General features: G+C 57.3%; 26 protein-coding genes and 1 pseudogene. 15 read left to right on the top strand and 12 right to left on the bottom strand.

Features of this window, described 5'->3' with window-relative positions; genetic code table 11:
- From ACK3CV_RS15830 to umuC, 5 genes and pseudogenes are all read left to right on the top strand, one after another.
- Positions 1-265 (top strand): helix-turn-helix domain-containing protein (locus ACK3CV_RS15830; RefSeq protein ID WP_489009871.1); only part of this gene is annotated, 265 nt, incomplete at its 5' end.
- Positions 266-339: 74 nt separating this feature from the next.
- Positions 340-711: a hypothetical protein gene (locus tag ACK3CV_RS15825; protein WP_164037628.1), complete on the top strand. Its 372-nt coding sequence runs from the start codon at positions 340-342 to the stop codon at positions 709-711.
- A 302-nt stretch (positions 712-1,013) separates the two neighbouring features.
- Positions 1,014-1,193: pseudogene (locus tag ACK3CV_RS15820) on the top strand (SOS response-associated peptidase family protein); the annotation flags it as partial.
- 188 nt (positions 1,194-1,381) lie between these two features.
- A complete protein-coding gene (umuD, locus tag ACK3CV_RS15815) occupies positions 1,382-1,816 on the top strand; it encodes a translesion error-prone DNA polymerase V autoproteolytic subunit (RefSeq protein ID WP_033635060.1) in 435 nt (144 codons plus the stop codon).
- Between the two features lie 2 nt (positions 1,817-1,818).
- Positions 1,819-3,129 (top strand): translesion error-prone DNA polymerase V subunit UmuC, encoded by a 1,311-nt coding sequence (umuC, locus tag ACK3CV_RS15810; RefSeq protein ID WP_033635058.1) that lies wholly within the window; start codon positions 1,819-1,821, stop codon positions 3,127-3,129.
- 24 nt (positions 3,130-3,153) lie between these two features.
- Here the strand turns inward: umuC and ACK3CV_RS15805 are convergent, their stop codons facing one another.
- The 5 genes from ACK3CV_RS15805 to ACK3CV_RS15785 all read right to left on the bottom strand — a co-directional run bounded on the left by ACK3CV_RS15805 (position 3,154) and on the right by ACK3CV_RS15785 (position 6,699).
- Complete coding sequence (locus tag ACK3CV_RS15805) at positions 3,154-3,426, bottom strand: type 1 fimbrial protein (RefSeq protein WP_154610376.1); 273 nt, start codon at positions 3,424-3,426, stop codon at positions 3,154-3,156.
- 224 nt (positions 3,427-3,650) lie between these two features.
- Positions 3,651-4,067 (bottom strand): hydroxyisourate hydrolase, encoded by a 417-nt coding sequence (gene uraH, locus ACK3CV_RS15800; RefSeq protein ID WP_060427380.1) that lies wholly within the window; start codon positions 4,065-4,067, stop codon positions 3,651-3,653.
- A gap of 335 nt (positions 4,068-4,402) precedes the next feature.
- On the bottom strand, positions 4,403-5,092 hold the full coding sequence (locus ACK3CV_RS15795; RefSeq protein ID WP_033635056.1) for an outer membrane protein: 690 nt from the start codon (positions 5,090-5,092) through the stop codon (positions 4,403-4,405).
- 88 nt (positions 5,093-5,180) lie between these two features.
- Positions 5,181-5,654 (bottom strand): GlcG/HbpS family heme-binding protein, encoded by a 474-nt coding sequence (locus ACK3CV_RS15790; RefSeq protein WP_033635055.1) that lies wholly within the window; start codon positions 5,652-5,654, stop codon positions 5,181-5,183.
- A 343-nt stretch (positions 5,655-5,997) separates the two neighbouring features.
- Positions 5,998-6,699 (bottom strand): cysteine hydrolase family protein, encoded by a 702-nt coding sequence (locus ACK3CV_RS15785; protein WP_164037624.1) that lies wholly within the window; start codon positions 6,697-6,699, stop codon positions 5,998-6,000.
- A 150-nt stretch (positions 6,700-6,849) separates the two neighbouring features.
- Here ACK3CV_RS15785 and ACK3CV_RS15780 point away from each other — a divergent pair, with 150 nt between their 5' ends.
- Positions 6,850-7,812 carry a GlxA family transcriptional regulator gene (locus tag ACK3CV_RS15780; RefSeq protein WP_033635053.1) on the top strand — a complete coding sequence of 321 codons (963 nt, stop codon included), beginning with the start codon at positions 6,850-6,852 and terminating at the stop codon, positions 7,810-7,812.
- Between the two features lie 38 nt (positions 7,813-7,850).
- Here the strand turns inward: ACK3CV_RS15780 and ACK3CV_RS15775 are convergent, their stop codons facing one another.
- Positions 7,851-11,384, bottom strand: coding sequence for an ATP-binding protein (locus tag ACK3CV_RS15775; protein WP_164037621.1), 3,534 nt, complete (start codon positions 11,382-11,384; stop codon positions 7,851-7,853).
- A 90-nt stretch (positions 11,385-11,474) separates the two neighbouring features.
- Positions 11,475-12,101, bottom strand: a complete 627-nt coding sequence (locus tag ACK3CV_RS15770) for a response regulator (RefSeq protein WP_033635052.1) — start codon at positions 12,099-12,101, stop codon at positions 11,475-11,477.
- A gap of 252 nt (positions 12,102-12,353) precedes the next feature.
- On the opposite strand from ACK3CV_RS15770, the gene ACK3CV_RS15765 reads away from it, so the two are divergent.
- From ACK3CV_RS15765 to ACK3CV_RS15745, 5 genes are all read left to right on the top strand, one after another.
- Positions 12,354-12,956 carry a LuxR C-terminal-related transcriptional regulator gene (locus tag ACK3CV_RS15765; RefSeq protein ID WP_033635051.1) on the top strand — a complete coding sequence of 201 codons (603 nt, stop codon included), beginning with the start codon at positions 12,354-12,356 and terminating at the stop codon, positions 12,954-12,956.
- Between the two features lie 207 nt (positions 12,957-13,163).
- The gene (locus ACK3CV_RS15760; RefSeq protein WP_239504625.1) at positions 13,164-13,691 is read left to right on the top strand and encodes a fimbrial protein; all 528 of its coding nucleotides are present in this window, start codon (positions 13,164-13,166) and stop codon (positions 13,689-13,691) included.
- Between the two features lie 165 nt (positions 13,692-13,856).
- Positions 13,857-14,540, top strand: coding sequence for a fimbrial biogenesis chaperone (locus ACK3CV_RS15755; protein WP_033635050.1), 684 nt, complete (start codon positions 13,857-13,859; stop codon positions 14,538-14,540).
- A 117-nt stretch (positions 14,541-14,657) separates the two neighbouring features.
- Positions 14,658-17,210, top strand: coding sequence for a fimbria/pilus outer membrane usher protein (locus ACK3CV_RS15750; RefSeq protein WP_204280361.1), 2,553 nt, complete (start codon positions 14,658-14,660; stop codon positions 17,208-17,210).
- Between the two features lie 26 nt (positions 17,211-17,236).
- Entirely contained in the window at positions 17,237-18,247 is a 1,011-nt protein-coding gene (locus ACK3CV_RS15745) for a fimbrial protein (RefSeq protein WP_164140891.1), read from the top strand.
- A gap of 97 nt (positions 18,248-18,344) precedes the next feature.
- Here the strand turns inward: ACK3CV_RS15745 and ACK3CV_RS15740 are convergent, their stop codons facing one another.
- The 5 genes from ACK3CV_RS15740 to ACK3CV_RS15720 all read right to left on the bottom strand — a co-directional run bounded on the left by ACK3CV_RS15740 (position 18,345) and on the right by ACK3CV_RS15720 (position 23,171).
- Positions 18,345-18,761 carry an RbsD/FucU domain-containing protein gene (locus ACK3CV_RS15740; RefSeq protein ID WP_033635049.1) on the bottom strand — a complete coding sequence of 139 codons (417 nt, stop codon included), beginning with the start codon at positions 18,759-18,761 and terminating at the stop codon, positions 18,345-18,347.
- 48 nt (positions 18,762-18,809) lie between these two features.
- Positions 18,810-19,571, bottom strand: coding sequence for an SDR family NAD(P)-dependent oxidoreductase (locus tag ACK3CV_RS15735; protein ID WP_033635048.1), 762 nt, complete (start codon positions 19,569-19,571; stop codon positions 18,810-18,812).
- Between the two features lie 21 nt (positions 19,572-19,592).
- Entirely contained in the window at positions 19,593-20,828 is a 1,236-nt protein-coding gene (locus tag ACK3CV_RS15730; RefSeq protein ID WP_199885931.1) for an MFS transporter, read from the bottom strand.
- 270 nt (positions 20,829-21,098) lie between these two features.
- Positions 21,099-22,136, bottom strand: coding sequence for a LacI family DNA-binding transcriptional regulator (locus tag ACK3CV_RS15725; protein WP_164140889.1), 1,038 nt, complete (start codon positions 22,134-22,136; stop codon positions 21,099-21,101).
- A 159-nt stretch (positions 22,137-22,295) separates the two neighbouring features.
- The gene (locus ACK3CV_RS15720) at positions 22,296-23,171 is read right to left on the bottom strand and encodes a cupin domain-containing protein (RefSeq protein WP_048321737.1); all 876 of its coding nucleotides are present in this window, start codon (positions 23,169-23,171) and stop codon (positions 22,296-22,298) included.
- Between the two features lie 137 nt (positions 23,172-23,308).
- On the opposite strand from ACK3CV_RS15720, the gene rclC reads away from it, so the two are divergent.
- From rclC to kynA, 4 genes are all read left to right on the top strand, one after another.
- Entirely contained in the window at positions 23,309-23,881 is a 573-nt protein-coding gene (gene rclC, locus ACK3CV_RS15715; protein ID WP_164140888.1) for a reactive chlorine resistance membrane protein RclC, read from the top strand.
- Positions 23,882-23,916: 35 nt separating this feature from the next.
- Positions 23,917-24,333, top strand: coding sequence for a DUF302 domain-containing protein (locus ACK3CV_RS15710; protein ID WP_374213765.1), 417 nt, complete (start codon positions 23,917-23,919; stop codon positions 24,331-24,333).
- A gap of 37 nt (positions 24,334-24,370) precedes the next feature.
- A complete protein-coding gene (gene rclA / locus ACK3CV_RS15705; RefSeq protein ID WP_164140883.1) occupies positions 24,371-25,708 on the top strand; it encodes a reactive chlorine resistance oxidoreductase RclA in 1,338 nt (445 codons plus the stop codon).
- 147 nt (positions 25,709-25,855) lie between these two features.
- Positions 25,856-26,698: a tryptophan 2,3-dioxygenase gene (gene kynA, locus ACK3CV_RS15700; protein ID WP_033635042.1), complete on the top strand. Its 843-nt coding sequence runs from the start codon at positions 25,856-25,858 to the stop codon at positions 26,696-26,698.
- Positions 26,699-26,716: the final 18 nt, after the last annotated feature.

Here is a 26,716-nt window from a genome sequence, read left to right as displayed (position 1 = left end):
GTTTGCCGATCGCGTGGCCTGCGGCTTTCCTTCCCCGGCGCAGGACTATGTCGAGAGCAGGCTGGATATCGGCAAGCTGCTGGTGCGGCACCCCAACGCCACCTACTTCGTGCGCGCCAGCGGCGAGATGGAGCGTGCAGGATGGATCAGGCACTACCGACAGATTAAGAAACTGAGCATCCGAGAAACAGCAGACGCGACAGGCTACAGTACTTCCCAAGTTTGTCGCATTCAGGCCTTCTATAAAGAAGTTGAGACTGATTAAAAAGCAGCCTTAATGTACAATAATTTTCGATATCCAAACTGACCCCATGAACAATCAATGAGTAGAGGTGAAAGATGATTTCATACAAAAAAACCATACCTGCTCTTGTCATATTCGCTTTATCTAATGCTGTGGCATATGCGAATGATTTCGACAAATCAAATGAAGCGATGGCAATTTCAGCAATAGGTTTTTCTGGCTCAAATGCTCGTGTTGCACATGATGTTTGTGGGGCAACCAATGAGAAAATTGATAAATATAAAAACCAAATAAAAGACTCATTAACTAGAACATTAAAGTATGAACAGTCAGGATTCGATACGCATTGGGATAATGGTTGGAAAAATGCTGATTTTTTGGTTAAGTCATTAAGTAATGATGAAGCCTATAAAAAAGAATATTGCCGAGAGGTTTTAGATGGAATTAATAATCCTGAAATGAATTAAGGATTATTCCTTATTCGGGGTTCTACGCCGGAACCCCAGATTTTTCCGTCCGCTAAAATTATCCCCGGTTGAGCAGCTTTATACCGTCAGCTCGCAGTGGACCATCAGGGGAAATGTGGCGGTACAGCGTTTGTCGGGTTATCCCAAGCTCCTGGCATAACGTACTGACTTTCGTCTCTGGCCGTCCCATTGATGCCATTGCCAGTCGCAATTTTATTGGCGTCATTTTGTAAAGCCGTCCGCCGTTCCTCCCGTGAGGCAAGGCCTGCCGCTGTTATTTGCGGCGCTGTACGCAGCAGAGACCGACGGCCGCGCGCGACTGGCTCGACACCCGCTTAGTCCCGCCCTCTGGTCAAATGCAGGCTGACGTGTACAGCCTGCAGGCAGAGGATTTCGTCTGGCAGCCGGTATCGCCCGCCGTCGGCGCCGTTCGCAATGACAATCCCTCACTCATCCTGCCCATCGATACGCCAACGGTCTGAGTGCCGCATTATCCACAGTTTTGGTGGGTATCATGTGTGTAAACACACGCGAAGAACGCCAAAAGCTGCAGGAAAAATCACTCAGAAAATTATTATATTACGCGGCAAAGCGCGATCCGCAGGGGGATTGGGGGTTGCACGCGTTCGCGTTTTGTTTATGCTTGACTGTATAAATATACAGTTTGGTTATGATTATGCTGAGCAATTCAAGGTTGTATGCTTTTTCACCAGGTGAACCCCTGACGTTACCGCTGTTTGCCGATCGCGTGGCCTGCGGTTTTCCTTCCCCGGCGCAGGACTATGTCGAGAGTAGGCTGGACATCGGCAAGCTGCTGGTGCGGCACCCCAACGCCACCTACTTCGTGCGCGCCAGCGGCGAGTCGATGATCGACGGCAATATCCAGGATGGCGATCTGCTGATCGTCGACAGCGCCCTGACGCCGGAGCACGGCAATATCGTGATCGCCGCGGTGGACGGCGAATTCACCGTCAAAAAGCTGCAGCGCCACCCCGACGTGCGGCTGTTGCCGATGAATCCTGCCTACGCGCCGATCGTGTTCGACGACGAGGCGCAGCTGGAGATCTTCGGCGTGGTGACCTTTATCGTCTACGCGGCGCGGTAACCATGTTCGCCCTGGTAGACGTCAACAGTTTCTACGCTTCCTGCGAGACCATCTTTCGGCCCGATCTGCGCGGGCGGCCGGTGATCGTGCTGTCCAACAACGACGGCTGCGTGATCGCCCGCAGCGCCGAGGCGAAGGCGCTGGGCGTGCCGATGGGCGCGCCTTATTTCAAGATCAAAGAGGAGATGCGCCGCCGCAACGTCGCGGTGTTCTCCTCCAACTACGCGCTGTACGCCGATATGTCCCGCCGGGTGATGGACACGCTGGAAGAGATGGCGCCGGCGGTGGAGATCTACTCGCTGGACGAAGCCTTTCTGCGGCTGGACGGCGTGGCGCACTGCGAAGCGCTGGAGCCGTTCGGCCGGCGGGTGCGCGATCGCATCCGGCGCGAGCTGCATTTAACGGTCGGGGTCGGCATTGCGCCGAGCAAAACGCTGGCCAAACTGGCCAACTTCGCCGCCAAGAAATGGCGCGGCACCGGCGGCGTGGTGGATTTATCCGATCCGGCGCGCCAGCGCAAGCTGCTGGCGCTGATCCCGGTGGAAGAGGTATGGGGCGTGGGGCGCCGCCTGACTCGCCAGCTGCAGGCGATGGGCATTCACACCGCGCTGCAGTTGGCGGACTGCGATACCCGACTGGCGCGTAAAACCTTCAGCGTGGTGCTGGAGCGCACGATACGCGAGCTGCGCGGCGAATCGTGCCTGCGGTGGGAAGATGAGGCGGCCGCCAAAGAGCAGATCATCTGCTCCCGCTCGTTCGGCCAGCGGCTGACGCATTACCCGCACATGCGCGAGGCCATCTGCAGCTATGCCGAACGCGCCGCCGAAAAGCTGCGGCAGGAAAAGCGCTATTGCCGCAACGTGTCGGTGTTTATCAAAACCAGCCCGCATTCGGCGGGCGAAGGGTATTACAGCAATATGGGCACCGCCCGGCTGCAAACGCCGAGCAACGACAGCCGCGACATCATCGCCATGGCGGTGCGCGCGCTGGAGAGCATCTGGCAGGAAGGGCGGCGTTATCTGAAGGGCGGCGTGGTGCTGGGGGATTTCAGCGCCGCCGCCATGGCGCAGATCGATCTGTTCGACGACTGCCCGCCGCGTCGCAACAGCGAGCGGCTGATGGCGACCCTCGATCGCCTGAATCAGGAGGGGCGCGGGCGCGTGTGGTTCGCCGGGCAGGGGATCGTCAAGCCGTGGCAAATGAAGCGCGAAATGCTGTCGCCGGCCTACACCACCCGGCTGGCGGATATTCCGGTGGTGCGGTTGGGGGAGACGCACGCTGCCGAGCCGAAGGAAGAAACACGCCGCGGGTGAACACTGGCGGCGTAGGCTGAAACCTTAGCGATAGACGATATGGGCGATCGCCAGATTTTTATTGGTTCCAAGATATTCCAATTCGGTATGGGTGATGAGTTCCCAGACTGACTCTGGTTTATCGCTGCGCTTGGAACAATCCACGTTGAATTTTTCATTCAGTACTGACGAAAGACAGGTGGGCTCCGTAATGGAACCATAAAAGGTGATGTTTCCGGATGGTGTGGCGTATGCCGGTGCCATCGTAATCAAATAGGAAATGGCGATAGCCTTTAGCATAAGTATCTTATTTTTCATCATGGGGTTCCCATAGGTAGTATTTAAATTAGAAGACGTGAATCTCATTCATTTCACTTTTTTAATTCATCGTAAGGAAAAGGGAGTGGCATTTATATCAGGAGGCGATTTATTGGTTGTCAGCATTACCGGCTTTTATTGAAAGGAAGGCGTGAATGACTGTAAGAGAAAGATGACGGCGGGTGTCATCACCGCCGCCGAAAGAGGGAGAGGATAATGCCATGTCAACTGCCACGGTAGGTTGAATAGCCATATTGGCTGACTAACAGCGGTATGTGATAATGCCTGTTTGGGTCTTCGATATGAATGATAACGGGGACTTCTGGATAAAAAGAAATTTGCCGATACTGAGTGAAATACGCTTGCGTTTCGAACGTGACTTTATAAACCCCTGGCTTCACGATCTCATTTTTCGGGTAAAGTGCAGCAATGCGACCTTGAGAATCGGTGGTCTGTGAAGAGAGTCGGAGCCAGTTCTGCCCCTCTTGCCGCTCCAGGAGCACCGTCATCCCGATCGAGGGTTCCCCGGACTGGAGGTTTAAAACGTGAATGCTGATTGGATTCTTCATTGTTTCGGCCAGGGTAGGGAAAGATAACGGTGAGAGAGTAAAACCTATTGCCAGCCCGATCGCTATTTTCATTTTTTCCTCCATGAATACTCGTGCGGATGAGAATAAAAGCGCCTGAGAGAAACAGGCGCTGGGGATAGACACAAAGTAAGAGAATGAGAGTAAATAAGTTCAACGTAATCTGTTTCGTGGTGCTCTGCCCGGTAAATATTTGTTGGGGAGCAGTTTCTTTCCTCTTTTTTCCTTAATATGTTGATGAAAGCTAAAAAGACTTAAAAGTGTAAGCGATATAATCAGTAATAAATCAGTGAAGAGTGCCATAGAAATTATTGAAGCTCATTAATAAAATAAAGTTATGAGCCATGGTTATCATCATTTGGCGGTGCAGGTGATAAGCGTCATATATCTTACAGCGTATAACGAATACCAATCAGGTATTCATTGTTCGTCAGGCGAGCGCGCAAGTTTTCATCCTGTAGCCCTCGGGCGTTGACGAACGTGTTGCGCCCGCTCTCCACATTGCCCATATCGACATAACGGTAACCGGCATAAGCGGTCAGATTCTCCAGCACCTCATAAGACACGCCGGCGCCCAGGGAATAGGTGAAATTAGTTTGTGTGCTGTCGGCGAAGTGGCGAGTATCGTTGCCCTGCCAACCGCCGACGTCGATTTTGGCGATGCCGATGCCGGCCGTGGCGTAGACGGCGAATTTATCCGTGAGCATGAAGTCACGATAAACGTTGAGCATCAGGCGTTGCGAATCGGTTGTCATGTGGTTGAAGCTGGTGGCGAAGGTCGATGAGCCGCTGGTGTACTCATTGCTTTTCTTGAAAACATATTCTCCCTCGGTTCGCCAGCCGTTACCGTATTGATAACCGGCGGCCAGTGAACCATTGAGGAAGTTTTGCTTCTCGTTGCCGGCGACGAAGGAACCGATGCCGGGGCGCTCGCTGAGATCCATATTGTGCGCTTGCTGGCGGGTCTCGATGGCATTGATTGCGCCGTAGTAACCGCTCTTGGGAGCTTCGGCCGCCATGGCGGCAGATGCGCCCAATGAAATCAGGGGCAGCAAGAGCAGGCGAGAGTGATGTTTCATGATTATGTCCTTGTTAAATGGGCAGGCAAGAGGGCGCTGCCTTCCGTTTGCTGAGAGTGTGCGTCACGATGATGAGTTATTGCTGTTTTCAGCGGGCTTGCGTGATGGCTTCCAATGCACAAGCCTCATCGACACTGCCGCTAGGTGCACCGCCAATGCCGATGGCGCCGATGACTTTGTCGTTCTCTTTGACCGGCACCCCGCCGCCCAGTAGCAAGAAACCCGGAATGTCGGAAAGGTTTTGCGCTGCCGGGTATTTCTGCGAGGTCTCCAGCAATTGGCTGGTCATCACACCGCTTGACGCGGCGGTATAAGCTTTTTTATAGCTGGCTTCGAGGGTATGAGGCCCGGCGTTATCCATACGTTGAACGGCGCGGGTCAAGCCTGCGGCGTCTACTACGGTCACGCTGACGTTATAACCTTTAGCGGCGCACGCTTTGATCGCCGTATTGGCCAGCTGAGTGGCTTGCGAGAGAGAAAGTGACGGCGTTGATAGCGATTTTGCGCCGGCGCCGGCCGCGATAGCGGAGAGTAAAATAAAAAGCATTGCGCGGTTTTTCATGTGAATTTACCTTAGTGTCAAAGTCCTGAAAAAATAAAATAGGCAATCCCGCTAATGAGAATTAGAGCGAGTGTCATCATGACGGAAAACAGGACTCCGAATGGCAGTTCGTAAAGAATATATCGAAACATGGGAACCCTTATGCATTTATGATGTTTAATTGCAGCCACGCTGACAACGAGAAAACTATATGTATTTTAGGGGGTGGAAAATATCAGCTATTCCTGAGTGTTTTGTAAGGAAAGGATGATAGTCTTGTCATCCTTTCGATAATTCGGTGAGGTTGTTATGCCGTCGCAGCGCCGAATATCGGGTTGCCTGAGTGGCAACCCGAGTTGAATGTTTAATTGCCTACGACAGGCAGCGCCAGAACTTGCTGTGTGGTTTTGATTTCAGCAAAAACGTCGGCGACGCCGGCAAGGGCGGCCTGCTGCAATGTTCTATGATCGACCACTTTATTGTCCCAGGTAGCCAGATCGCGCGTAGCGGTAGCGTCTTCGGGAATGATCACGTTATACCCTAATGGCACAGCGTCGCGCGCGGTGGAAGACACGCACATATGCGTCATTAATCCGGTGACAATCAGTTGTTTGATGCCGCGTTGTTTGAGCTGTTTGTCAAGATCGGTGCCGACAAATGAACTCGGCGTTGTTTTTGTGACGACATAATCAGCGCGTGTGGGTTGCAATGCCGGATGAAATTCGGCGAACCTGCTGTTTTCAGCAAATAAGGCGCCATTTGCCGGGCCAATATGACGGACGAAATAGACTGGCATGCTATGTTTATGTGCAAAGTCGATCAATCGTTTGGTGTTGTCCAATGCCTTTCTCCCGTCGGGAATCGGCATTTTCCCCTCGAAGTATTCATTTTGGAAATCAATAACGATCAGCGCCGTGGCGTTTTTGTCTAAACTCCGGGTATTTTCCGCACCGGACAGCGTGCGAATGGTAGGCGCCTGGTTGGCGGGTTTTATTGCGCCATGTGAACCCATGCTATATGCTGCCATAGACAAAGCCAATGCACTGTAAGCGATCATTTTTCGCATCTCATTTCTCCCGATTTATCATTAAAATAAAGTATCCACGTCTTGAAGACGTATAAATCTTGTCACCGTTACCGCACAGAGACGAGATACATAACTACGCAATAACGAGCGTTTTGAGCCAAACTTGAGGGAAAACGCTGAGGAAATCTCATGTCATTAACCAAGATAGGGATTGTCGTTTTTGATGGCATCATTCCCTTTCATCTTTCCGTGCCCTGTGCCGTATTCGAAAAAGCCCTTAATCCGCAAGGTATGCCTTATTATCAGATGACGGTTTGCGCCGCTCAGCCAGGACCATTAAGAACGAACGCCGGTTTTTCCATTATCGCGGAGCATGATTTATCGGTGTTGGATGACGCCGATATCGTCATTATCCCCAGTTGGGTCGACCCCACCGTCATGCCGCCTGCGGAATTAATCTCGGCCCTGCAGCGCGCCCATTCGCGCGGCGCAAAAGTGGTCGGGTTGTGTATGGGGGCGTTCGTTTTGGCTGAGAGCGGGATGTTGCATGGTCGTCCCGCGACAACCCATTGGAATTGGATGCCGCATTTTATGCGGCGTTATCCATCCGTTTCTATCGATCGTGATGTGCTGTATGTGGACGATGGCGATGTGATCACATCAGCCGGTACGGCGGCCAGTATTGACTGTTGCCTGCATTTGGTCAGGCAGCAATGCGGCGCCGAAGTCGCCAATAGGGTGGCCCGCCAGTTAGTCGTGCCGCCGCATCGCCAGGGGGGGCAAGCGCAGTTTATTGAACATGCGGTATGCAATACTCAGGGGGGAGACCGCTTTATGAAGGCGTTGGATTGGGCGGTCAGCAATCTGCAACTTCCTCATACCGTCGAGGCTTTGGCGGATAAAGCGTACATGAGTCGTCGAACGTTTACCCGGCGATTCCAACAGTCGACGGGGACAACCCTCACGCAATGGCTGTTAAGCCAACGGTTGGCTCTCGCCCAGCGATTCCTGGAAAAAACCGACCAATCGATTGAACAAATTGCCCTGGTGGCTGGCTTCAGCTCTACGCTTTCCATGCGGCGGCATTTTCAACAGCAATTCAAAACGTCCCCATCACGCTATCGCAAAGAGTTTCATCTCAAGGTGAAGTAGAGACCTTCCCCCCGCGAGTATCACTCTGGGGGACGTCATCACTCTGCGGTAAAGTCGTCAATCGCCTGATTCAGGCGCTGAAGCGCGGAGAGGGCCAGGTGCAATTTTTGCGCAACCTGTTCTTTATCCGGGGCGGCGGTATTTTCACAATACTGTTCCAAACTGCGGCAATGATTTTCCGCTTCGGCGGCGCCGACGATTTGGGTCGCACCGGCCAGGCGGTGCAGGCTGCGAGCCAATCCCTGCCAATTTTCCTCATCGAGCAACTGACGGCTATGTTGCATGTCACGCGCATTTTCTTCGCGAGTAGCAAGCAGCAGATGACGCAACAGCGTTTTATCCTGCTGCGCCAGGCTCTCCAGCGCGGGCAGATCGACCAATTCCTGCAGGGGAACGCGGCTTTCCTTCCCCCATTCGGCAGACTGCCTTGGGAGCCGTTTTAATAGTGCATCCAACTGCGATAAACGCAACGGTTTGAACAAACAGTCGTCCATGCCGGCGGCAATGCAACGCACGCGTTCTTCCGGTTGCGCATTGGCCGTCAAGCCCAGGACGATGAGCGGTTTTCTTTGTCGTTGGCGAAGCTGGCGGGTGAGTTCGAGTCCGTCCATAACGGGCATATTGCAGTCGGTGATCACCAGATCGATGGGCTGAGTCAGCCAAAGCTCCAGCGCCTGCCGCCCGTTTTCCGCTTCAATAACCTGGTGACCCAGGCGGGAAAGCTGGCGGGTGAGCAAAAGCCGATTCGCCGGGTGATCGTCAACCGCCAGAATACACAGCGGTTGTTCGGTGCTGGTGATGACTTCTCGTTCGCTGGCGACAATCGACAGATGTTGGCGGTGCTCTACCGGAATGCAGACGGTAATGCGCGTACCGCGTTCGGGTTGGCTGTGTAAATCGATGGTGCCTTGCATCATTGACACCAATTGTGCACAGATCGCCAGCCCCAAACCGGTACCCTGCTGGTGCTTACCGGCCTCGGATTGCACATAGGGCGCGAAAATGGTGGCTTGCTCTTCGGGCGCGATACCGACGCCGGTATCGGTGACGATAAGCGTCAGCATCGCTTGGTTTTCATTGTTCGGCAAACAGTGGATTTGCACGTTCACTAAGCCTTGCTCGGTGAATTTAATGGCGTTGCTCACCAGATTTGACAATATTTGCCGCAGGCGCATCGGGTCGAGATACACTTCGTCGGGATGCAAGGCATCGATATGGCATTCGAGCGTGATGCCTTTTTGCCTGGCCAGGCCGTCGAAGACGTGAACGACAGGCAGAGCCAAATCGTCTATCCGCACCCATTCCGGCGTTAATTCCAGTTTGCCTGATTCGATTTTTGCCAGGTCAAGAATGTCGCCGATCAGGCCCATCAACGACAGGGCGGAGTCATAGGCGACGCGGATGGAGTCCTTTTCCGTTTCTGCACGTTGTTGTTCCGGCGTAGTGACTGCCAATTCCAGCAGACCGATAATGGCGCTGATCGGCGTGCGTATTTCGTGGCTCATGGTCGCCAGGAAGGTGCTTTTGGTTCTGTTGGCCTGCTCTGCCCGTTCCCGGGCATTCGACAGCGCGGCCAGCAACGTTTCATGTTCGGTGATGTCTTGCCAACTGCCGATCAGCCCCGCCACGGCGCCGGTATGATCCTGATAGGTAACCGCCTGATGAACAATGACCCGCTCTTCCACGCCGTTATAGACCCGGTAGTGTTTAGGTGATGACGCCGGTGTCACGGTGTCGGTAAGCAGCGGGCGAATATCGTGGAAAATATCAGCCAGCGGATGTTTGGCGGAATTCAACGGCAAGCGGCTGAGGTTTTCGCCTTCGCCGGTAAAAAACAGTGCCCAGGCTGGGTTGTAGTTGATCAGGTTGCCGCCGGCATCGACCACATAAACCGGCACCGGCGTGCCGTTGAACAGCGTTTCCCGGAATGTGGCCTGCTCTTGCAGTTTGGTCTGCGCCTCTTTGCGCAGGCGAATCTCGCGATGCAGATAGTAATTCCAAATTAGCGAGGTGATGACTAACACGGCGAAAACCCCGGCCAGCCAATAAAACTCACTCTGATAAACCGCCCAGGTATCCAGTTTGACATCCGGCGTACCTTGCCATTTGTTGGCGATCATCGAGATATCACGCGGTGGAATATCGGCTAACGCTTTGTTGAGGATGCTGTATAACTCCGGTTGATCGCGCCCCACGGCAAAACCGATGCGTGCGGGGTGTTCGCCCAACCGGAAAGCGATCTTAAGTTTCCCGCGAAAATAACGATCGATCAGGTAACGGGCACCGATCAGGTTGTTCACCGCGCCGTCCGCTTTGCCCTCGTTGACCATTTGCATCGCTACGCTGGCGTTTTCGGCATCGATCAGCGTCAGCGATGGATATTGCGCTTTGAGCCATGGCCGCAGCGCGTTGTCGGGGGTGATGGCGATTTTTAGATGATCCGTTAAGGCGTGCGGAGCGGTCTGGCTATCCTGGACGACCAAGACGAAAGGCGGCAACACGTAAGGGCGGGTAAACAGCAGCTGTTTATCCCGCGGCGTGCTGTAGCTCATGGCGGCGATAAAATCCGCGCGTTGCTGTTTGACCAAATCGAACATGTCGCCGATGGTGTCGGATTCCACCGCCTTAAAATTCAAGCCGGTACGCAGATGGATCAGCCGCAAAATGTCCGCTGAAATGCCGTGAAACTGTTTTTGTGTGTCAAACAAAGTGAAAGGTGCATACAGCGGGTTAATGACTACGCGCAGTTCGCTGTGTTGCGACAGCCAGCGTTGTTCACGTTCGGTTAACGGCAAGCGAGATTGATACAGCCACAGATTGGGGCCTTGGCTCCAATGACGGAAGATGACCTTGTGTTGAACGGGGGAGATCGACTGCAGCACGGCATCAACGGAACGTTGCAGCGGAATGTCCGCCTCGCGAAAAACGAAGCGGGGGCCGGTATCTTCTTGCGGGAAGATGTCCGCGATGGACAGCGTGGTGGCGTAGTTGCGCTCGATTAAAAAACTGGCGGTGGTCAGACTGCCGATAAAATAGTCGTTTTCACTGAACGCCACCGAAGACAAGGCGCTTTGCGGCGAGGGATAGCGGGTGATTTTTGCATTGGGGTAATGGCTCGCCACCCAGTCGTCGCTCAGGTATCCGCGCACCAGCGCGATGCGCGCATCGGCAAGCACCGGCATTGGCTTGGACATGGCCGTCTCGCGGGAGACCAGCGCCGGATGATCCGGCATATAAGGCATGCTCTTAATCAGGCCAGGTTGCTGCGTCAACAGGCCGCCGTCGTCATCCAGCAAAATATCCACTTTGCCGCTGCGCACCCCATCCAGCGCGGCGTTGCGATTAGGATAATGCAGTACGTGGAATCTCAGGCCGAGATAGCGCAATACCAGCAAGGCATAGTCGGCGGAGATGCCTTCGAAGGTGCCCGATTCGGGAATAATGGCGAAAGGTGGATTTTCGGGGGCGTAGGTGGCGATATTGACTTCGCGCTTTTGCCCCAGCCAACGCCAGTCGTCGTCGCTGAGCGTGAAATTGAGCGGCGTGACGGTTTCGCGGCTGAACAGCTTCATGCTTTGGGGGGCTTCGGCATGAGGCTCTGCGAGCAGCGGCGTTGACAGCAACAACAAAATGCAAAGCAGCATATGGCGCATGGCAGAGGCTCAGTCCAGGTTGTTGCGTTGAGTGAAGTCGTACAGTTCGAGCATATTTTGCAGCTCAAGCTTTTGCATCAGTCGGCGTTTATAGGTGCTGACGGTTTTATCGCTGATCCGCATTTGCTGCGCAATTTCGATGATTTTTAAGCCCCGCGCCATTAAACGCAGCACCTGCAACTCTTTGGCGGAAAGCGAAGCGATCTTGCCTTTGTCATCCAGCGGCGCCGCATTTGCCGCTTCCAGACGCGCCCGATTGAGCGGGAAGTAACCGTAGCCGCCTCTTATCGCACGCACCGCATCATGAAGTTCGGTGAGATTATTGCGTTTGCTGATAAAACCGTCGGCGCCGGCGGTGGCGCAGCGTTTTATGTAGTGTTCGTCATCTTTGCCCGTCAATACCAGAATGCCGCCCCGAAATTCGTTATTGCGCAGGCGTTGCACGACATCAATGCCGTTTAGTGAGGGAATATCGATATCAACCAAAATGAGATCGGGGAGAAGTTGCCGGGCGAGCTTCAGCGCCTCGAGACCGTCATCCGTTTCGCCGACGATCACCATGCCGTCTTTTTCCAACAACATTCTGACAGCCAGCCGAGCGACCGGATGATCGTCCACGATCAATACATTATTCATTTCATCTTCCCGCTTAATAAGTGGCGGTGTTTCTACGCGGCGACACCGTCTTCATCGTAATACACAGTTTAATGAGCGTATTTAGATACTGCAACGAAATATTTTGTCATCATTGCCTTACACGATAATCATGCGTGGACTACACGCAATGCAACCTTGCCTGATATTTATTTAGGCCGCGATGCGTCAATATGGCTCACTATGGAACGGCGCAATTAACGGTTCGATAGAGAGGGCGCTAAAAAAGTGGCAATGGATAAGAAAGAGAAATGCATCGCTATTTTAGATAGCTGTCAATATACGGTGCAAGGTATTACTTTGCTGTGCGGAAAAATACCGGGTTGGCATATTGCAGGGGTGGCGAAGTCATACTATGACCTGCTGCGATTGGTTGAAAGAAAACCTATCGATATGGTGATTTGCGGAATAGGCAACCACTCCGATGATTTTTCTCGGTTGCTGAATTTGTCCCGATACCCGACGAGAGGTCGTATTCTGTTAATTGATAAATCTTCTGCGGTGTTGAGCAAAACGTTTCTGGCGGCGGGGTTCGATGCGGTGGTCAGCAAACAGGTCGCATTAAATGAATTGATTACGATAATCGCGCGCATCTTGTTTTCAGAAAAAGATGTCGTGGCTGAATATGGTGATGAACATTGCTATTTGCCACAGGAGCGAGAGGTATTAAGCGCCTTATTGAAAGGTGAGCGTCCTTGCGATATCGCTAGAACGATGGGGATTTCTTACCGTACGGTCAGTCGTTATAAATTGAGCGGTTTGCGCCGTGCAGGGTTGAATAGCCTGAATGAAATATTGGCCAGCAAAAAACATTATGCTATCGGCAATGCTTTATAGGGGGCGTAGGTGCTCGGATTTTATTTTTCTCTTTGCCTCGGCAGAGGGAAAAGTAAAACCCAACACCCAGGGGTTTTATTGGCGCAGTGACTCTCTGCATAAAGAAGATGGCACTGCCCACTCATGTCGCCGTTATGGAGCAATTCACCTGCTTGATAGGGTTCCTGACGGCTGGAATTTACTCAAAGGATATAAGTGAACAACATCATGATGAACAAGACAACTATCGCAATGGTTATTCTGGCGGGTTCCGCGTTTGCTTCTGTGGCTCAGGCTGCCGACGGTACCATTAACTTCACCGGTAATATCACCGATGCCGCTTGTACGGTCAGTGCCGGCACCAAAACCCAAACGGTAAATCTGGGCACCATCAGTGCAAGCAGCTTCGACGGAGCGGGTGCGGTCTCCGGCGCTTCCCGTTTCAACGTGACGCTGGAATCTTGCCCTGCCTCTGCAATCACCGCTTCGGTTGTTTTCGATGGCCAGGCTGATACCGCCAACAGCACCCTGCTGGCGCTGACCCCGGGCCCCGGTGCGGCGACCGGCGTCGGTGTGGGGATCTATGAAGAAGACTCCGTGACCCAACTGCCGGTCAGCACCCGCTCCGCCAGCAAGACGCTGTCCACCACGGCACCAACCACCTTCAGCTACGTCGCCAAATACATGGCGACTGCGACGACCATACAGGCCGGTACCGCTAATGCCGTCAGCGACTTCACTATCTCTTACAACTAAGCCGGTCTGGTGGCGGCTGTAGCCGCTATCCAAGAGAAGAACATGGCGAAAGTCGACGGGCGTCATTTCGCCGCCGGGCAGGGAAGCCCATCTTGTTGTGGCGGCGCCATTCGGCGCCGCTGTTTATCTGATTCACCACGTTAATGAAAAGTGGGAGAAGCTATCGTGTTACCAGGGGTTAAATCGTTTTGTTTTGCCGTTGGTTTGCTGAGCGTCGCGCAGTGTGCCTGGGCTGGCGTGGTGGTGGGTGGCACCCGGGTTATTTATGACGGCGCTAAAAAAGAGGCGGCTATTTCCGTCAATAACCCGGAAAAAACCGCACCGTACCTGATCCAGTCCTGGGTAGAAAATGCCACGGCCAGTGACAGCAGCAAGCCGCCGTTTCTGATTACGCCACCGTTGTTCCGTCTGGATGCCGGTCAGGAGAACGTGCTGCGCATTGTCCGCACCGGCGGCCAACTGCCGGAAGATCGGGAATCGCTGTATTGGCTGAACATTAAATCCATTCCTTCCACCGAGCAGTCGGATCAAAACCGTTTGCTGATCTCGGTCAAGACGCGCATCAAGCTGATCTATCGGCCTTCGGGGTTGAGCGGCAATGCCGCCGAAGCTTATCAAAAGCTCACGTTCAGCCGCCAGGGCAACCAGCTGCGGGTGAATAACCCCACGCCTTATTATGTGGCGTTCTACAGCGTCAAGGTTGGCGGTAAGGAGATCAAAGAGGCGGGCACCGTTGGGCCTAAAGGCTCACTGAGTTGGCCGATGCCGGCCGGGGCCGGCGCTCAGGTGAGCTGGCAGGCGATCAACGATTATGGCGGTATCACGCCGGCGGCCAATCAGGCGCTCTAGCGCATGCATCTCGCAACGCCTCTCATTATTACAACACAACATCACCTACAGCCATTTACCCATAGCGACGTGTGGGAGGGGAACCTTTCGCCGTCGTCGGGGGAGAACGTTTTTGTTATGGAAAAACAGCACCGTAATCGGATCATCCGTCCCGCCGCCGTTGGTGTCGAGCGCAGTCAGAAAACCCGTCTGGCGCTGATGATGCCGTCGCTGTTGGCGCTGGGTTTTGCGGCGTCGACCGTACAGGCGCGTGATTACTTTAACCCTGCCGCGTTGGAGCTGGGAAACAGCGCCGCCTCCGCGCTCGAACTGGAACAGTTTTCGGTACGCGGCGGGCAGCTTCCCGGCGTCTACCGAGTGGATATTTATCTCAACGGCAATCAGATCGAGACCCGGGATGTCACCTTTGTTGAGGTGGCGGGCAAACTGCGACCAGAACTGACGCCGACGCAGCTTGGCGCCATGGGCGTGAAAGTGGCCGCTTTCCCGGCCTTGCAACAGTTGCCGCCCGAACTGCCGCTGAACGATCTCGGCCACTATATCCCCGATGCCGACAGTCAGTTCGACTTCAGCCAGCAGCGTTTGAACCTCAGTATCCCGCAGGCGGCGCTGACTAGCGAGGCGCGCGGCTATGTCGATCCTGCACAGTGGGATCAGGGCATGCCGGCGGCGTTGCTCAACTACACGTTCAGCGGCGCCAATACCCAGCGGCACAAAGGCGCCGGCGCTGAGGACAATTACTACCTCAACCTGCGTTCCGGCCTGAATCTGGGCGCCTGGCGGCTGCGTAACTATTCGACCTACAACGAAGGCAACGGTCAGCGGCATTGGGATAACGTCAATACCTACCTGCAGCGTGATATTCAATCGCTGAAAGGGCAACTGACGCTGGGCGACAGCGCGACGCCAGGCGATGTGTTCGGCAGCGTGCAGTTCCGCGGAGCGCAGCTGGCCTCCGACGACAACATGTACCCCGACAGCCTGAGAGGCTTTGCGCCGGTGGTACGCGGCATTGCCCAGAGCAACGCCCAGGTGACCGTGCGTCAAAACGGCTACATCATTTATCAGACCTATGTTTCGCCAGGTGCATTTGCGATAACCGATCTGTATCCGACCGCCTCCAGCGGCGATTTGGAGGTGACCATTACCGAGGCCAGCGGCGCCGAGCGTCGCTTTGTACAGCCGTTCGCCGCCGTGCCGGTGATGCTGCGCGAGGGGCGGATGAAATACGCCTTCACCGCCGGGGAGTTTCGTTCCGGCACCGATGCGGCGCTGACGCCCACCTTTGGCCAGGGAACCCTGATCTACGGTCTGCCGCATGACTCCACGGTCTACGGCGGTCTGCTGCTGGCCGACCGCTACAATGCGCAGGTGCTTGGGGTCGGACACGGCTTTGGCGTTTGGGGCTCGTTGTCGATGGATATCACGCAGGCGAAAACCGAGCTGCGCGACGGCAGCCGCCACAGCGGCCAGTCTTACCGCTTCCAGTACGCCAAAGACGTTGAGGCGACCAACACCACTTTCACCCTGGCGGGCTACCGCTACTCGACCCGCGGCTTCTATGACTTCCAGGAGGCCAATGAGTTGGGGGGGGACAACGAAAACGACTGGCGGCAGAACTACAACAAGCGCAGCAGGGCGCAGATCAACATCAACCAGGCATTCAGGGAGTACGGCAGCCTTTCGCTCTCGGCCTACCAGCAGGACTACTGGGGAGAGGGAGGCTATGAGCGCAGCCTGAACGTCGGCTATAACCTGAGTTACGACGGCATCGCCTACGGGCTGAACTACACCTACAGCCAGACGCCGGGCAACAACCCCAACGACCAACAAGTGGCGTTCAACGTGCAGGTGCCGCTCAGCAAGTGGCTGCCCAACAGCTGGGCCAGTTACAGCCTGAACAGCAGCAAGCGAGGCAGCACGGCGCAGCAGGTGGGGCTGAACGGCACCGCACTGGCCGACAACAACCTGAGCTATAGCCTCCAGCAGAGCTACGGCAGCCGCGGCGACGGCGCCAGCGGCAGTCTCGGCGCCAACTACAAGGGCACCTATGGTGAAATGCAGGCCGGGTACAGCTACACCCGCGACTCGCGGCAGATCAACTACGGCCTGCAGGGGGGGATTGTGGCGCATCCTTACGGCGTGACCTTCTCGCAGCAGCAAGGGGATACGCTGGTATTGGTGCGGGCGCCGGGCGCGGCGGGTGCGAAAGTGCAGAACAATACCGGTGTGCGTACCGATTGGCGCGGCTACGCGGTGGTGCCTTATGTCGGCACCTATCGCAAGAACCGCATCGCGCTGGACACAGAAACGCTGGGCGGTGATGTGGACATCGACACCAATACCCAGACGGTGATCCCAACCCAGGGGGCACTGGTGCTGGCGGATTTCCAAACTCGCGTAGGCAACCGCGTGCTGATGACGCTGAGCTATCAGGGCAAACCGGTACCGTTTGGGGCCATCGCCGCGCTGCAGCAGGAGGCTGGCGCACTGGAGAACAGCGGCATCGTCGGGCCGGATGGCCAGCTGTACCTGAGCGGTGTGCCGGAGCAGGGGCAGCTGCAGGTGAAGTGGGGCAATGCCGCCAGCCAGCAGTGCCGGGTTGCATTCACGCTACCGTCGGCGGAGGCCGCCGCCGGGGTGCTGCCGGTTACGGCCGTGTGCCGATAATTCAACGAATAATGAGAGTAGATAACATGATGATTAAGATGAAAACGCTGGCGGCGGGAGGGCTGTTCGCGCTGCTGGGGCTGTGTTCGAGCGCGGCGCAGGCCACCTGCACGTTTTTATTCGGCAGCGCGACGGACGGAGAAACCATCAACTTCGGCAATGTGATCGTCCAGCGCGATGCGCCGGTAGGCAGCGTAGTGGCGTCGACTTCTTCAACTTCGTTGAGTAGTCTCGGTAATTTCTTACAATGTGATGGCACTGCGACGCAGACTATGCGCTGGTCAGCCGAAGGCACCACTACCGTCAGATATAACGGCGAGCAGCTGTTTGGCGTGGATGTTACGGGGTTGGCGATGCGGGTGGTTATGCCAGCAGGAGCTTATGGTCTGCGATTTACCGGTGACTTTCCCCGAGACGTTGCCTGGAATGGATGTGGTTGGTCATCAACGTGGCGGCGCTATTGCGGTGCATCCTGGGGCGGCGCGACCCGTTTTGAACTGGTGAAGGTCGCCACCACGACCGGCAGCGGCAGACTAACGATACCGGGGCGCATTCGTGCCAGTGTGGTTAATCAGACTTATGTCTATAACTTCAGCTTTGGCCAATCGAATGTGAATACCGTGGCCTGTTCGGTGACCAATACTGCCATTAAGGTGCCGATGGGCAATATCAAGCGCAGCGAGTTTACCGGCGTGGGAAAGAGAACTGCGTTTACTCAATTTTTTATTCCCCTGCGTTGTGATGTCGGCACTCGTGTCAATATCACGATTGATGCGACGGCTGACGCTTCTGGTGTGGCGGGGGTGATGGCGATCGATCCGGTCAGCACCGGCACCGCCGCCAGCGGGGTGGGGATTGAAGTGCGGGACAACCATGGAGCACCGGTACGGTTCGGTACGCAAACGTTGCTCGGCAACTATTCAGGAACCGGTGGCCAGGTATGGTTTCCATTCACTGCCAACTATTATCAGACTAATGATCGGGTAACCGCCGGTCAGGCCAATGGCACTGCCACCTTCACCATGACCTATAACTGACGCCTTGCGGGCGCGTTGGAAAAAACTAGCGCTAACCGGTAACGACAAGAGAGGGGGAATCTCCCCCTCTTTCTCGCCCGTAATTTCTTCGCGCTGTTCACACCACCGGCGCTACCGTCAGCAGCAGGTTGGCGAAGCGGCGCTGCTCGCCGGAGGCGATCACCAGCAGCGTCCGATCCGATTTGACCGCGGCGTAAAACGCCTCGCGCGGCAGGTGTTCGACCGGGCACTGCGCCGGCAGCAGCTGTCGGTATTCGGCTTCGATGGTGTTGGTGAAGTCCGGCGGGCAGGCCATCAGCGCCGCGCTTTCCACGTTGATGCAGGCCAGCAGCTTTTCCAGGATCGGCGGGGCGGCGAGCGTGCCGGGCGCCAGGTTCAGATAGACCACGGTGGCGTCTTTCGGCGCGTGGGTCACGCAGGCGTAGTTGCCGTCGGCGATCAGTACCTGGGTTTTATGCCCGCATTGCGCCAGCGCGGCGAGCAGCGGCGGGTGGGTGATGGCGGATTTAATCATAAGGCGATACCTGAATAGGGGGCGGCAGCCGTGCCGCCCGCGGTTGAACTACATGCGGTAGATGCCGCCGTTGATGTCGAGGGTGGCGCCGGAGATGAAGCCGTCGTACTCTGCCGCCAGGAAGGCGATGGCGCGCGCTACGTCGTCCGGCGTGCCTGCGCGGCCCAGCGGGATGGCGCGAACGGTTTCCTCCGCCGATTCTTGGGTGGTGTGGCGATTATGGAAGCGGGTGCCGAGGATCAGGCCGGGCGCCACCGCGTTCACCCGGATGCCGTATTCGCCCAGCTCCGCTGCCAGCGAACGCGTCCAGGTGAGCACCGCACCCTTGGTGGCGGAATAGACCAGCGAGCCGGAATGCCCGCCGGCGCGGCCCGCCTGCGACGCCAGGTTGACGATGCTGGCGCCGTTTGCCGCCTTCAGGAACGGCAGCGCGCTTTGCGTGACGTTCAGCATGGTGGTCATGTTCACGTCGATCACGGTTTGCCAGAAGGCGCGGTCGATCTCGCCCAGCCATTTTCGCCCGACGATGCCGCCGACGTTATTGACCAGAATATCGATGCCGCCGAGAAACTCGGCGCCGGTCGAGACGCAGCGCAGCGTTTCGTCGCTATCGATGAGATCGGCGTAGCCGTAAGCGGCCTTTTGCCCCAATGAATGGGCCAGCGCCACCAGCGCTTTGGGGCCGCTTTCGTCGCTGTGATAGTGAAAATAGATGTCGCAACCGGCCTTGATCAGCCGCTCTGCGGTGGCGCGGCCGATGCCCTGTTCCGCCCCGGTGATAAACACCTTTTTGCCCGCAAGATCGCCCATGATTGACTCCTTATTGGTTCGTTAAGTATTGATGACGCCTTCACGCTGTTTCGCGCAGTAGAAAATGCAGATCAACCCAGTGGCCAGCAGGCACGAGGCCAGGAAAAACAGCCCCGGCGCGCTGCTGCCGGTCAGATCGTTCAGTACGCCCACCGCATAAGGCGCGACGAAGCCGCCGATATTGCCGATGCAGCTGACCACCGCCAGCCCGGCGGCCGCGGCCGCGCCGGTGGATATATTGGCGGGCATAGATAAAAACGGCGGTACGGCGGTGTAGATGCCGATGGCGGCGATGCACAGGAACGACAGCGCGACGAGCGGATCGTATTTAAAAAATGTCACCGCCCCCATCAGGCCGATAGCGGCGACCACCATGCTGAGGCCGGCGAATACGCCGAGCTTTTTGGTTTTGCTGGCCCACAGGCTCCACGGGTACACCAGCAGCGCGGCCAGGCCGTAGGGAATGAGCGCCAGCAGGCTGACGCGGAAGATATCGCCGCCGGAGAGGACGGTAATGATCGACGGCAGCCAGGTGCCGAAGCCGTAAATGCCGCACACCATGCCGAAGTTGAGCAGTGCGTAGAGCAGGTATTTCTTGTTTTTCATCCCTTTCAGGAAGTCGCCCAGCGTGATTTTAGAGCCGGATTTGGAGCGGCCGGCGTTGCTCATCAGCCAGGCCTTTTCCTCCACGTTCAGATAGCCGACGTCCTTGGGCGAGTTCTTGATCAGGAACGGGATCAGCAGGCCGATGACGATCGGCGGCAACCCTTCGAGGATAAACAGCAGCTGCCAGGGAGCGAACCCGAACCAGTCATGCTGAATATTGAGAATAAAGCCGGAAATCGGCGAGCCGACGGCGTTGGACAGCGGCTGGACGATGATGAACATGCCGAGGATTTTGGTGCGGTATTTTTCCGGGAAGAACACCGTAAAGTAATACACCACCGAGGGAAAGAATCCGGCTTCGCATACGCCCAGCATAAAACGGCAGATATACAGCTCCAGCGGCGTGCGCACAAAGCCGAGCAGGGTCGCGAAGATGCCCCAGGAAATTAATATTCTGGCGAACCAGATGCGCGGGCCGAATTTAATGGTGCCGGCGTTGCTGGGTATTTCAAACAGGAAATAGCCGATAAAGAAAATCCCGGAGGCGAAGCCGAAGGCCGAGGCGGTCAGGCCCAGGTTATCTTCCAGCGCTTTGGCGGCGTAGGCCATGTTATTGCGATCGAGAAACGCCAGGAAATACAATAAAATCATGAGGGGGACAATATGCAGCGTCAATTTCCTGATAGCGCTGCGTTCAATATCCTGCGGCTTGCTTATTTTCATTTTGATATTTCCAATGTGGTTAATCGGAATAATAGAGGCCCGGCTCATTACCCTGAGCTGAACGTTAAATAACGGCACGACGCTGATTCATTGAGGCGCGGGCATCCCTTAAGCCCGACGGCCTGTTCCTTTGTTTTGGCTGACACCGATCCGGACGATGCCGCGGCGCATCGCCTGGGGAAGACGCTGTTATTTCATTTAGCCGGCGGCTTTGACCGAGCGCCGGCTGATGACCGTCGGCGGGAAGAGAAACTCGCCGGGCGGTTGCGCATCATCGTTGATGCGGCCGATCAGGCGCTCGACCATCAGCTGCGCCATCTCCGCCAGCGGCGGCCTGACGGACGTCAGCCCCGGTTCGGCCAGGCCGGCCAGCGCGATATTGTCGATGCCGATTACCGAGATGTCTGCGGGCACCTGGACGCCGGCGGCGCGCAGCCCCACCATCAGCCCGATGCCCAGCGCATCGTTAATCGCCACGATGCCGTCCGGGCGCGGCGTCAGCGCGAGCACGCGCGGCGCCAGCGTCAGCCCTAATTCGAACATTTCCGTGTCGCCGTAGGCGCTGTTGGCTTTGCCTTCGATCACCCGTTGGCGTTCGCTCAGGCTGTGCCCCAGCACACTTAGAAAACCGTCGATCTTGTGGCTGCGCCCGACGGTCAGCGTCGCTTCGGTGGCGAACACAATGTGTCGGCAGCCGCGTTCGAGCAGGTGCTGCGCGGCCAGGCGCCCGGCGGCGATATTGTCCATCGATACGCTGTCGAACAGCCGGGCATCGGTGGCCATCTGCTCGGCGAACGGGCTGTCGTAGCTGACGATCTTCATGCCTCTCTCGGCGGCCCGGACAAAATGGGTCTGGCGAATGTCGCTCGCCGCCACGATGATGCCGCGCACGCCATGCAGGAACATATCGTCGATAAACGCGGCCTCTTCCTGTTCCTGGCGGTAGGCGTTGCCGAGCAAGACGCGGTAACGGTGAGCCCGCGCCGCATCGTCGACCGCATGCGCCAGCGCCGAAAAGCTCGGGTTGACGATCGACGGCAGCAGCAGGCCGATGATCTTCGCCTGCGGTGCGGGCAACGCCGCCGTTCGGGCCGGCCGATACCCCAGGGTTGCCATCGCTTGTTCGATGCGCTCACGGGTCTGCGCGCTCATCTGGTGGCTGCGGTTATTCAGCAGGTTCGACACGCTGCTGATGGACACGCCGGCCAACCGCGCGACATCTCGAATATTTGCCATTTGCCGATACCTTGCTGCCTGCCGTTAGCCTGCAATCTATAAGGGAAGACAGGCGCAGGCAAGCCGCAACCGGGGCGAAACCCGCATGGGATCGCGCATTTGTGAGAGTTGTCAGGCGGCGGTCGAGTTGTTTACTAAACAGTAAGGCGGGGTGGGAGGTTACGCCGGGATCGGGCAAGCGTCCGGCGGCGCATCGGCGGCCTGTTGGCGGAATTTTCCCGGCGTCAGGCCGAAGTGGCGGGTGAAGGCTTTGTGCAGCGCCACCTCCGACGAATAGCCGGCCTGTTCGGCGATACGGCTCAGCGGCAACGCCTGGCGCGCCAGCAGCCGGGCCGCCAGCTGCATGCGGATGGCGGTAAGGGCCTGCAGCGGCGTTTGCTGCGTGACCTGACGAAAGACGCGGGCGAAGTTGGCGCGCGACATATGGGCCTGTTTGCTCAGTTCAACCAGCGTCCAGGGATGTTGCGGGCGGCGCAGCATCTGTTCAACCACGTTGCCCAACTGCGGATGCAGCAACGCGGCGACCAGATTGCCGCTCTGATTTGGCTGGGCCAGCCAGGCGCGGATCGCCAGCGCGAACAGCAGCGCCATGGTCTGGCTGACAATGGCGTTGTGCCCCTGGCCCTGTTGGCTGAACTCATCGCTCAGCAGCTGGCCGGTCGCCTGCAGCAGCGCCAGCCGCCCCTGTTGGCGGCTGTTGAACAGCAAACATTCCGGCAGGCTCGCCAGCAGCGGCGACGCGCTGTGCGGCAAGATTTGCACGCCGCACAGCAGGTGCGTGGCGCTGTCGGCCCTCTCCGGCAGTAGGCGGTGGGCGGAGTTGTGCGGCAAGAACAGCAGGCTGCCTTGCTCCAGCGGTACCGGCCGGCCGCCGGGGATCTCCAGCCGACAGCTGCCCGCCAGCACCATGTGCCAGCGGATCTGGCTCCACTCCCCGGCGGCATGCGGCGAGCGCCACTCGCCGCTGAAATGGCAATCGCGCGCCACATAACCGCGCATGTCGTTAAGCATCAACAGTTGGCTGAGCGGATCCATTTTGAGACTCCTGGCTAAGAAGCTGATTGTTTCGGCAATGGGCCGGCGTAATGCGAAGCACTAAGATCGGTTCGATAGTGCAGCGATGCGGAGGGCGCCGCTGCGATGCATGAGTTATCAATGACATGGAGCCGGTAATGAAAATACTATTCTTTCTGAGCAAGGGCGACAAGCTGGGATTAACGCTGATTCGCCTCAGCATCGCCATCGTTTTCTTATGGATTGGCCTGCTCAAATTCATCCCTTACGAAGCGGACAGCATCACGCCGTTCGTCGCCAACAGCCCGCTGATGTCGTTTTTCTATGACATGCCGCAGGACTATCAGGCTCACCTGACGCGCGAAGGCGAACTGAACCTCGCCGCCCGCGCCTGGCAGCAGGCCAACAATACCTATGGCTTCTCCAACGGCCTGGGCGTGGTGGAGGTGGCGATCGCGCTGCTGGTGCTGGCCAACCCGTTCTCCAAATGGCTGGGGCTATTGGGCGGCATACTCTCCTTTTGCACGCCGCTGGTGACGCTGACCTTTTTGATCACCACCCCGGAGGCCTGGGTGCCCGCGCTGGGCGATGCGCATCACGGTTTCCCTTATCTCTCCGGCGCCGGGCGCCTGGTGCTGAAGGACACCCTGATGTTGGCGGGCGCGGTGATGATCATGGCGGATTCGGCGCGCAGTTTGCTCGAGAAACAGTGGCGGGGGAAGGTCGCATGAGCGTCATGAACCGGGCCGTGGCCGGCAGCCTGATGATGCTGGCCTGTTCTGCCGTGGCGGAGGGGACGATGGGGCAAGAAACCCGAACGGTAGAGAGCGCCTACGCTTATCAGCAAACGCGTCAGCGCATTATCAGCACGGCCGAGCAGAAGGGCGTGACGCTGTTCGCCGAGTTCGATCACGCGAAAGCGGCGCGTGAGCATCATCTGACGATGCCGCCCACCACGGTGCTGGTGCTGGGCAACCCGCTGGCGGGCACGCCGCTGATGCTGGCGCGGCCGGCGTTGGCGCTGGATCTGCCGTTCAGGGTGCTGATTGCGCAAGACGAACGGGGCAAAACGCAGGTCAGCTACCACCCGGCGGAAAGTCTGAAGCGGAGCGCTGGGGCCGACGAACGACAGATCGAGGCGCTGAGGCCGCTGGAGCGGTTAGTTGAGGCCGCAATACGCTGATTGACCGGCGATGAACATCATGAGACGAGGCGACACAATGTACGATTATCAGGCGATTATCATCGGTTTTGGCAAGGCCGGCAAAGCGCTGGCGGCCTTTCTGGCCGGGCAGGGATGGCGCGTGGCGATGGTGGAGGCGTCGGCGCAGATGTATGGCGGCACCTGCATCAACATCGGCTGTATCCCGACCAAAACGCTGGTGCACGATGCCGAGCTTCACGGGCCGGGCGAACAGGCGTTCAGCCAGGCGATGGCGCGCAAGCGGCAGGTGACCGGCCTGCTGCGGGAGAAAAACTATCAAAACCTGGCGGGGCTTGAACAGGTTACGGTGATCGACGGACGGGCGGAGTTTATCGATCCGCATCGCATCAGCGTGCAGGGCGCGGCGGGAACGCAGGTGCTGAGCGGCGAGCGCATCTTCATCAACACCGGGGCCGTCAGCCGCTGGCCGGCGATCGACGGGTTGGATCGCTCGCAGCGGAGTTACGACAGCACCGGCCTGCTGCAGTTGACGCAGCGGCCCGCGCGGTTGGGCATTATTGGCGGCGGTTATATCGGGCTGGAGTTCGCTTCGATGTTCGCGCAGTTCGGCAGCGCCGTGACGGTATTCGAAGAGGCGGATGCGTTGCTCGGCCGGGAAGACCACGATATGGCGCAGGCGATACAGCAAATCCTGAGCGACGCCGGGGTCAGCTTCACGTTTAACGCCGGCGTGAAGCAGGTGCGCGATGTGGAAGGGGGCGTTGAGGTGGTGCATCAGGGCGGCGTGCAGTCGTTCGATGCGCTGCTGGTGGCGGCCGGGCGCGCGCCGAACACCGCAGGTTTGCAGCTGGCGCGCGCTGGCGTTGAGGCGGATGAGCGCGGCGCCGTGCGGGTAGACGCGCAGCTGCGCAGCAGCGTGCCGCATATTTGGGCGCTGGGGGACGTCAACGGCGGGCCGCAGTTTACCTATATCTCGCTGGACGATTTCCGCATTGTGCGCGACAGCCTGTTCGGCGCGGTTAAACGCAGCACGGCCGATCGCGGCGCGGTGCCTTACTCGGTGTTCATCACTCCCAGCTTCTCGCGTATCGGCCTCAGCGAAGATCAGGCCCGGCAGCAGGGGCGCGACATTAAGGTCGCCACTCTGCCGGCGGCGGCGATCCCGCGCGCCCGCGTGCTGGGCGACACGCGCGGCCTGCTGAAGGCGGTGGTCGATGCGCAGACCGGCCAGATCCTCGGCGTGGCGCTGCTGTGCCGCGATGCCCACGAGATGATCAACATCGTCAAAACGGCGATGGACGCCGGGCTGCCCTATACCCGGCTGCGCGATCAGCTGTTCACCCATCCGACCATGAGCGAGTCGCTCAACGACCTGTTTGGGCTGATAGGGTAAAGCGGGGCGAGAGGGGCGGCGCAGATGAGTGAGATCTGCGAAGCACCTCTCGTTTATCGCCCTTCGGGGCGGCGGGTTCTGTACTATTGTTTTCTCTTTGCGGCACGTTCCAGGCCGATGGGGCGCTGGGCGCAACGGAGATCACAGATGAACAAACGGGAATTAGAAAGCGCGATTGTCACCGATTTTTCCAAACGCATGAGCTACGGCGACTACCTGTGCCTGGACCAACTGCTGGACTGCCAGCACCCGCTCTCCAACCCGCCGCATCATGATGAAATGCTGTTCGTGATACAGCACCAAACCTCCGAGCTGTGGATGAAGTTGATGCTGCATGAGCTGCAGGCGGCGCTGCGGCTGGTGCAGCAGGACAAACTCAGCCACTGCTTCAAAATCCTCGCGCGCGTCAAACAGATCCAGCGGCTGTTGTTCGAACAGTGGGCGGTGCTGGAAACGCTGACGCCGTCGGAGTACGTCGAGTTTCGCGACGTGCTGGGCAGCTCGTCGGGCTTCCAGTCGCACCAATATCGCTCGATCGAGTTCCTGCTCGGCAACAAGAATGCGGCGATGCTGGCGGTGTTCAGCAGCGACGCGGAAAAACACGCCGCGCTGAAGGCGATCCTCGAAGCACCGAGCCTGTACGACGAATACTTGCTGTACCTGGCGCGCCACGGCTTGCCGATCCCGCAGGAGTGCCTCGAGCGCGACTGGACGCAGCCCTACCAGCGCAACCCGGATCTGCTGCCGGCGTTCAAAGTGATCTACGACAACCCGCAAACCTACTGGGAAGCTTATGAAATGGCGGAGAAGCTGGTGGATATCGAAGAGAGCTTCCATCTGTGGCGCTTCCGCCATATGAAAACGGTGGAGCGGATCATTGGCTTTAAGTCGGGCACCGGCGGTTCCAGCGGCGTCAGCTTCCTGAAAAAGGCGTTGGATCTGACCTTTTTCCCCGAGCTGCTGGACGTGCGCACCGAAATCGGCGCCTGAGACAATGTGAGGGGGAAG

This window comes from Serratia sp. TSO36 (assembly GCF_057808395.1).
This window is presented reverse-complemented; position numbering and strand designations above follow the sequence as displayed.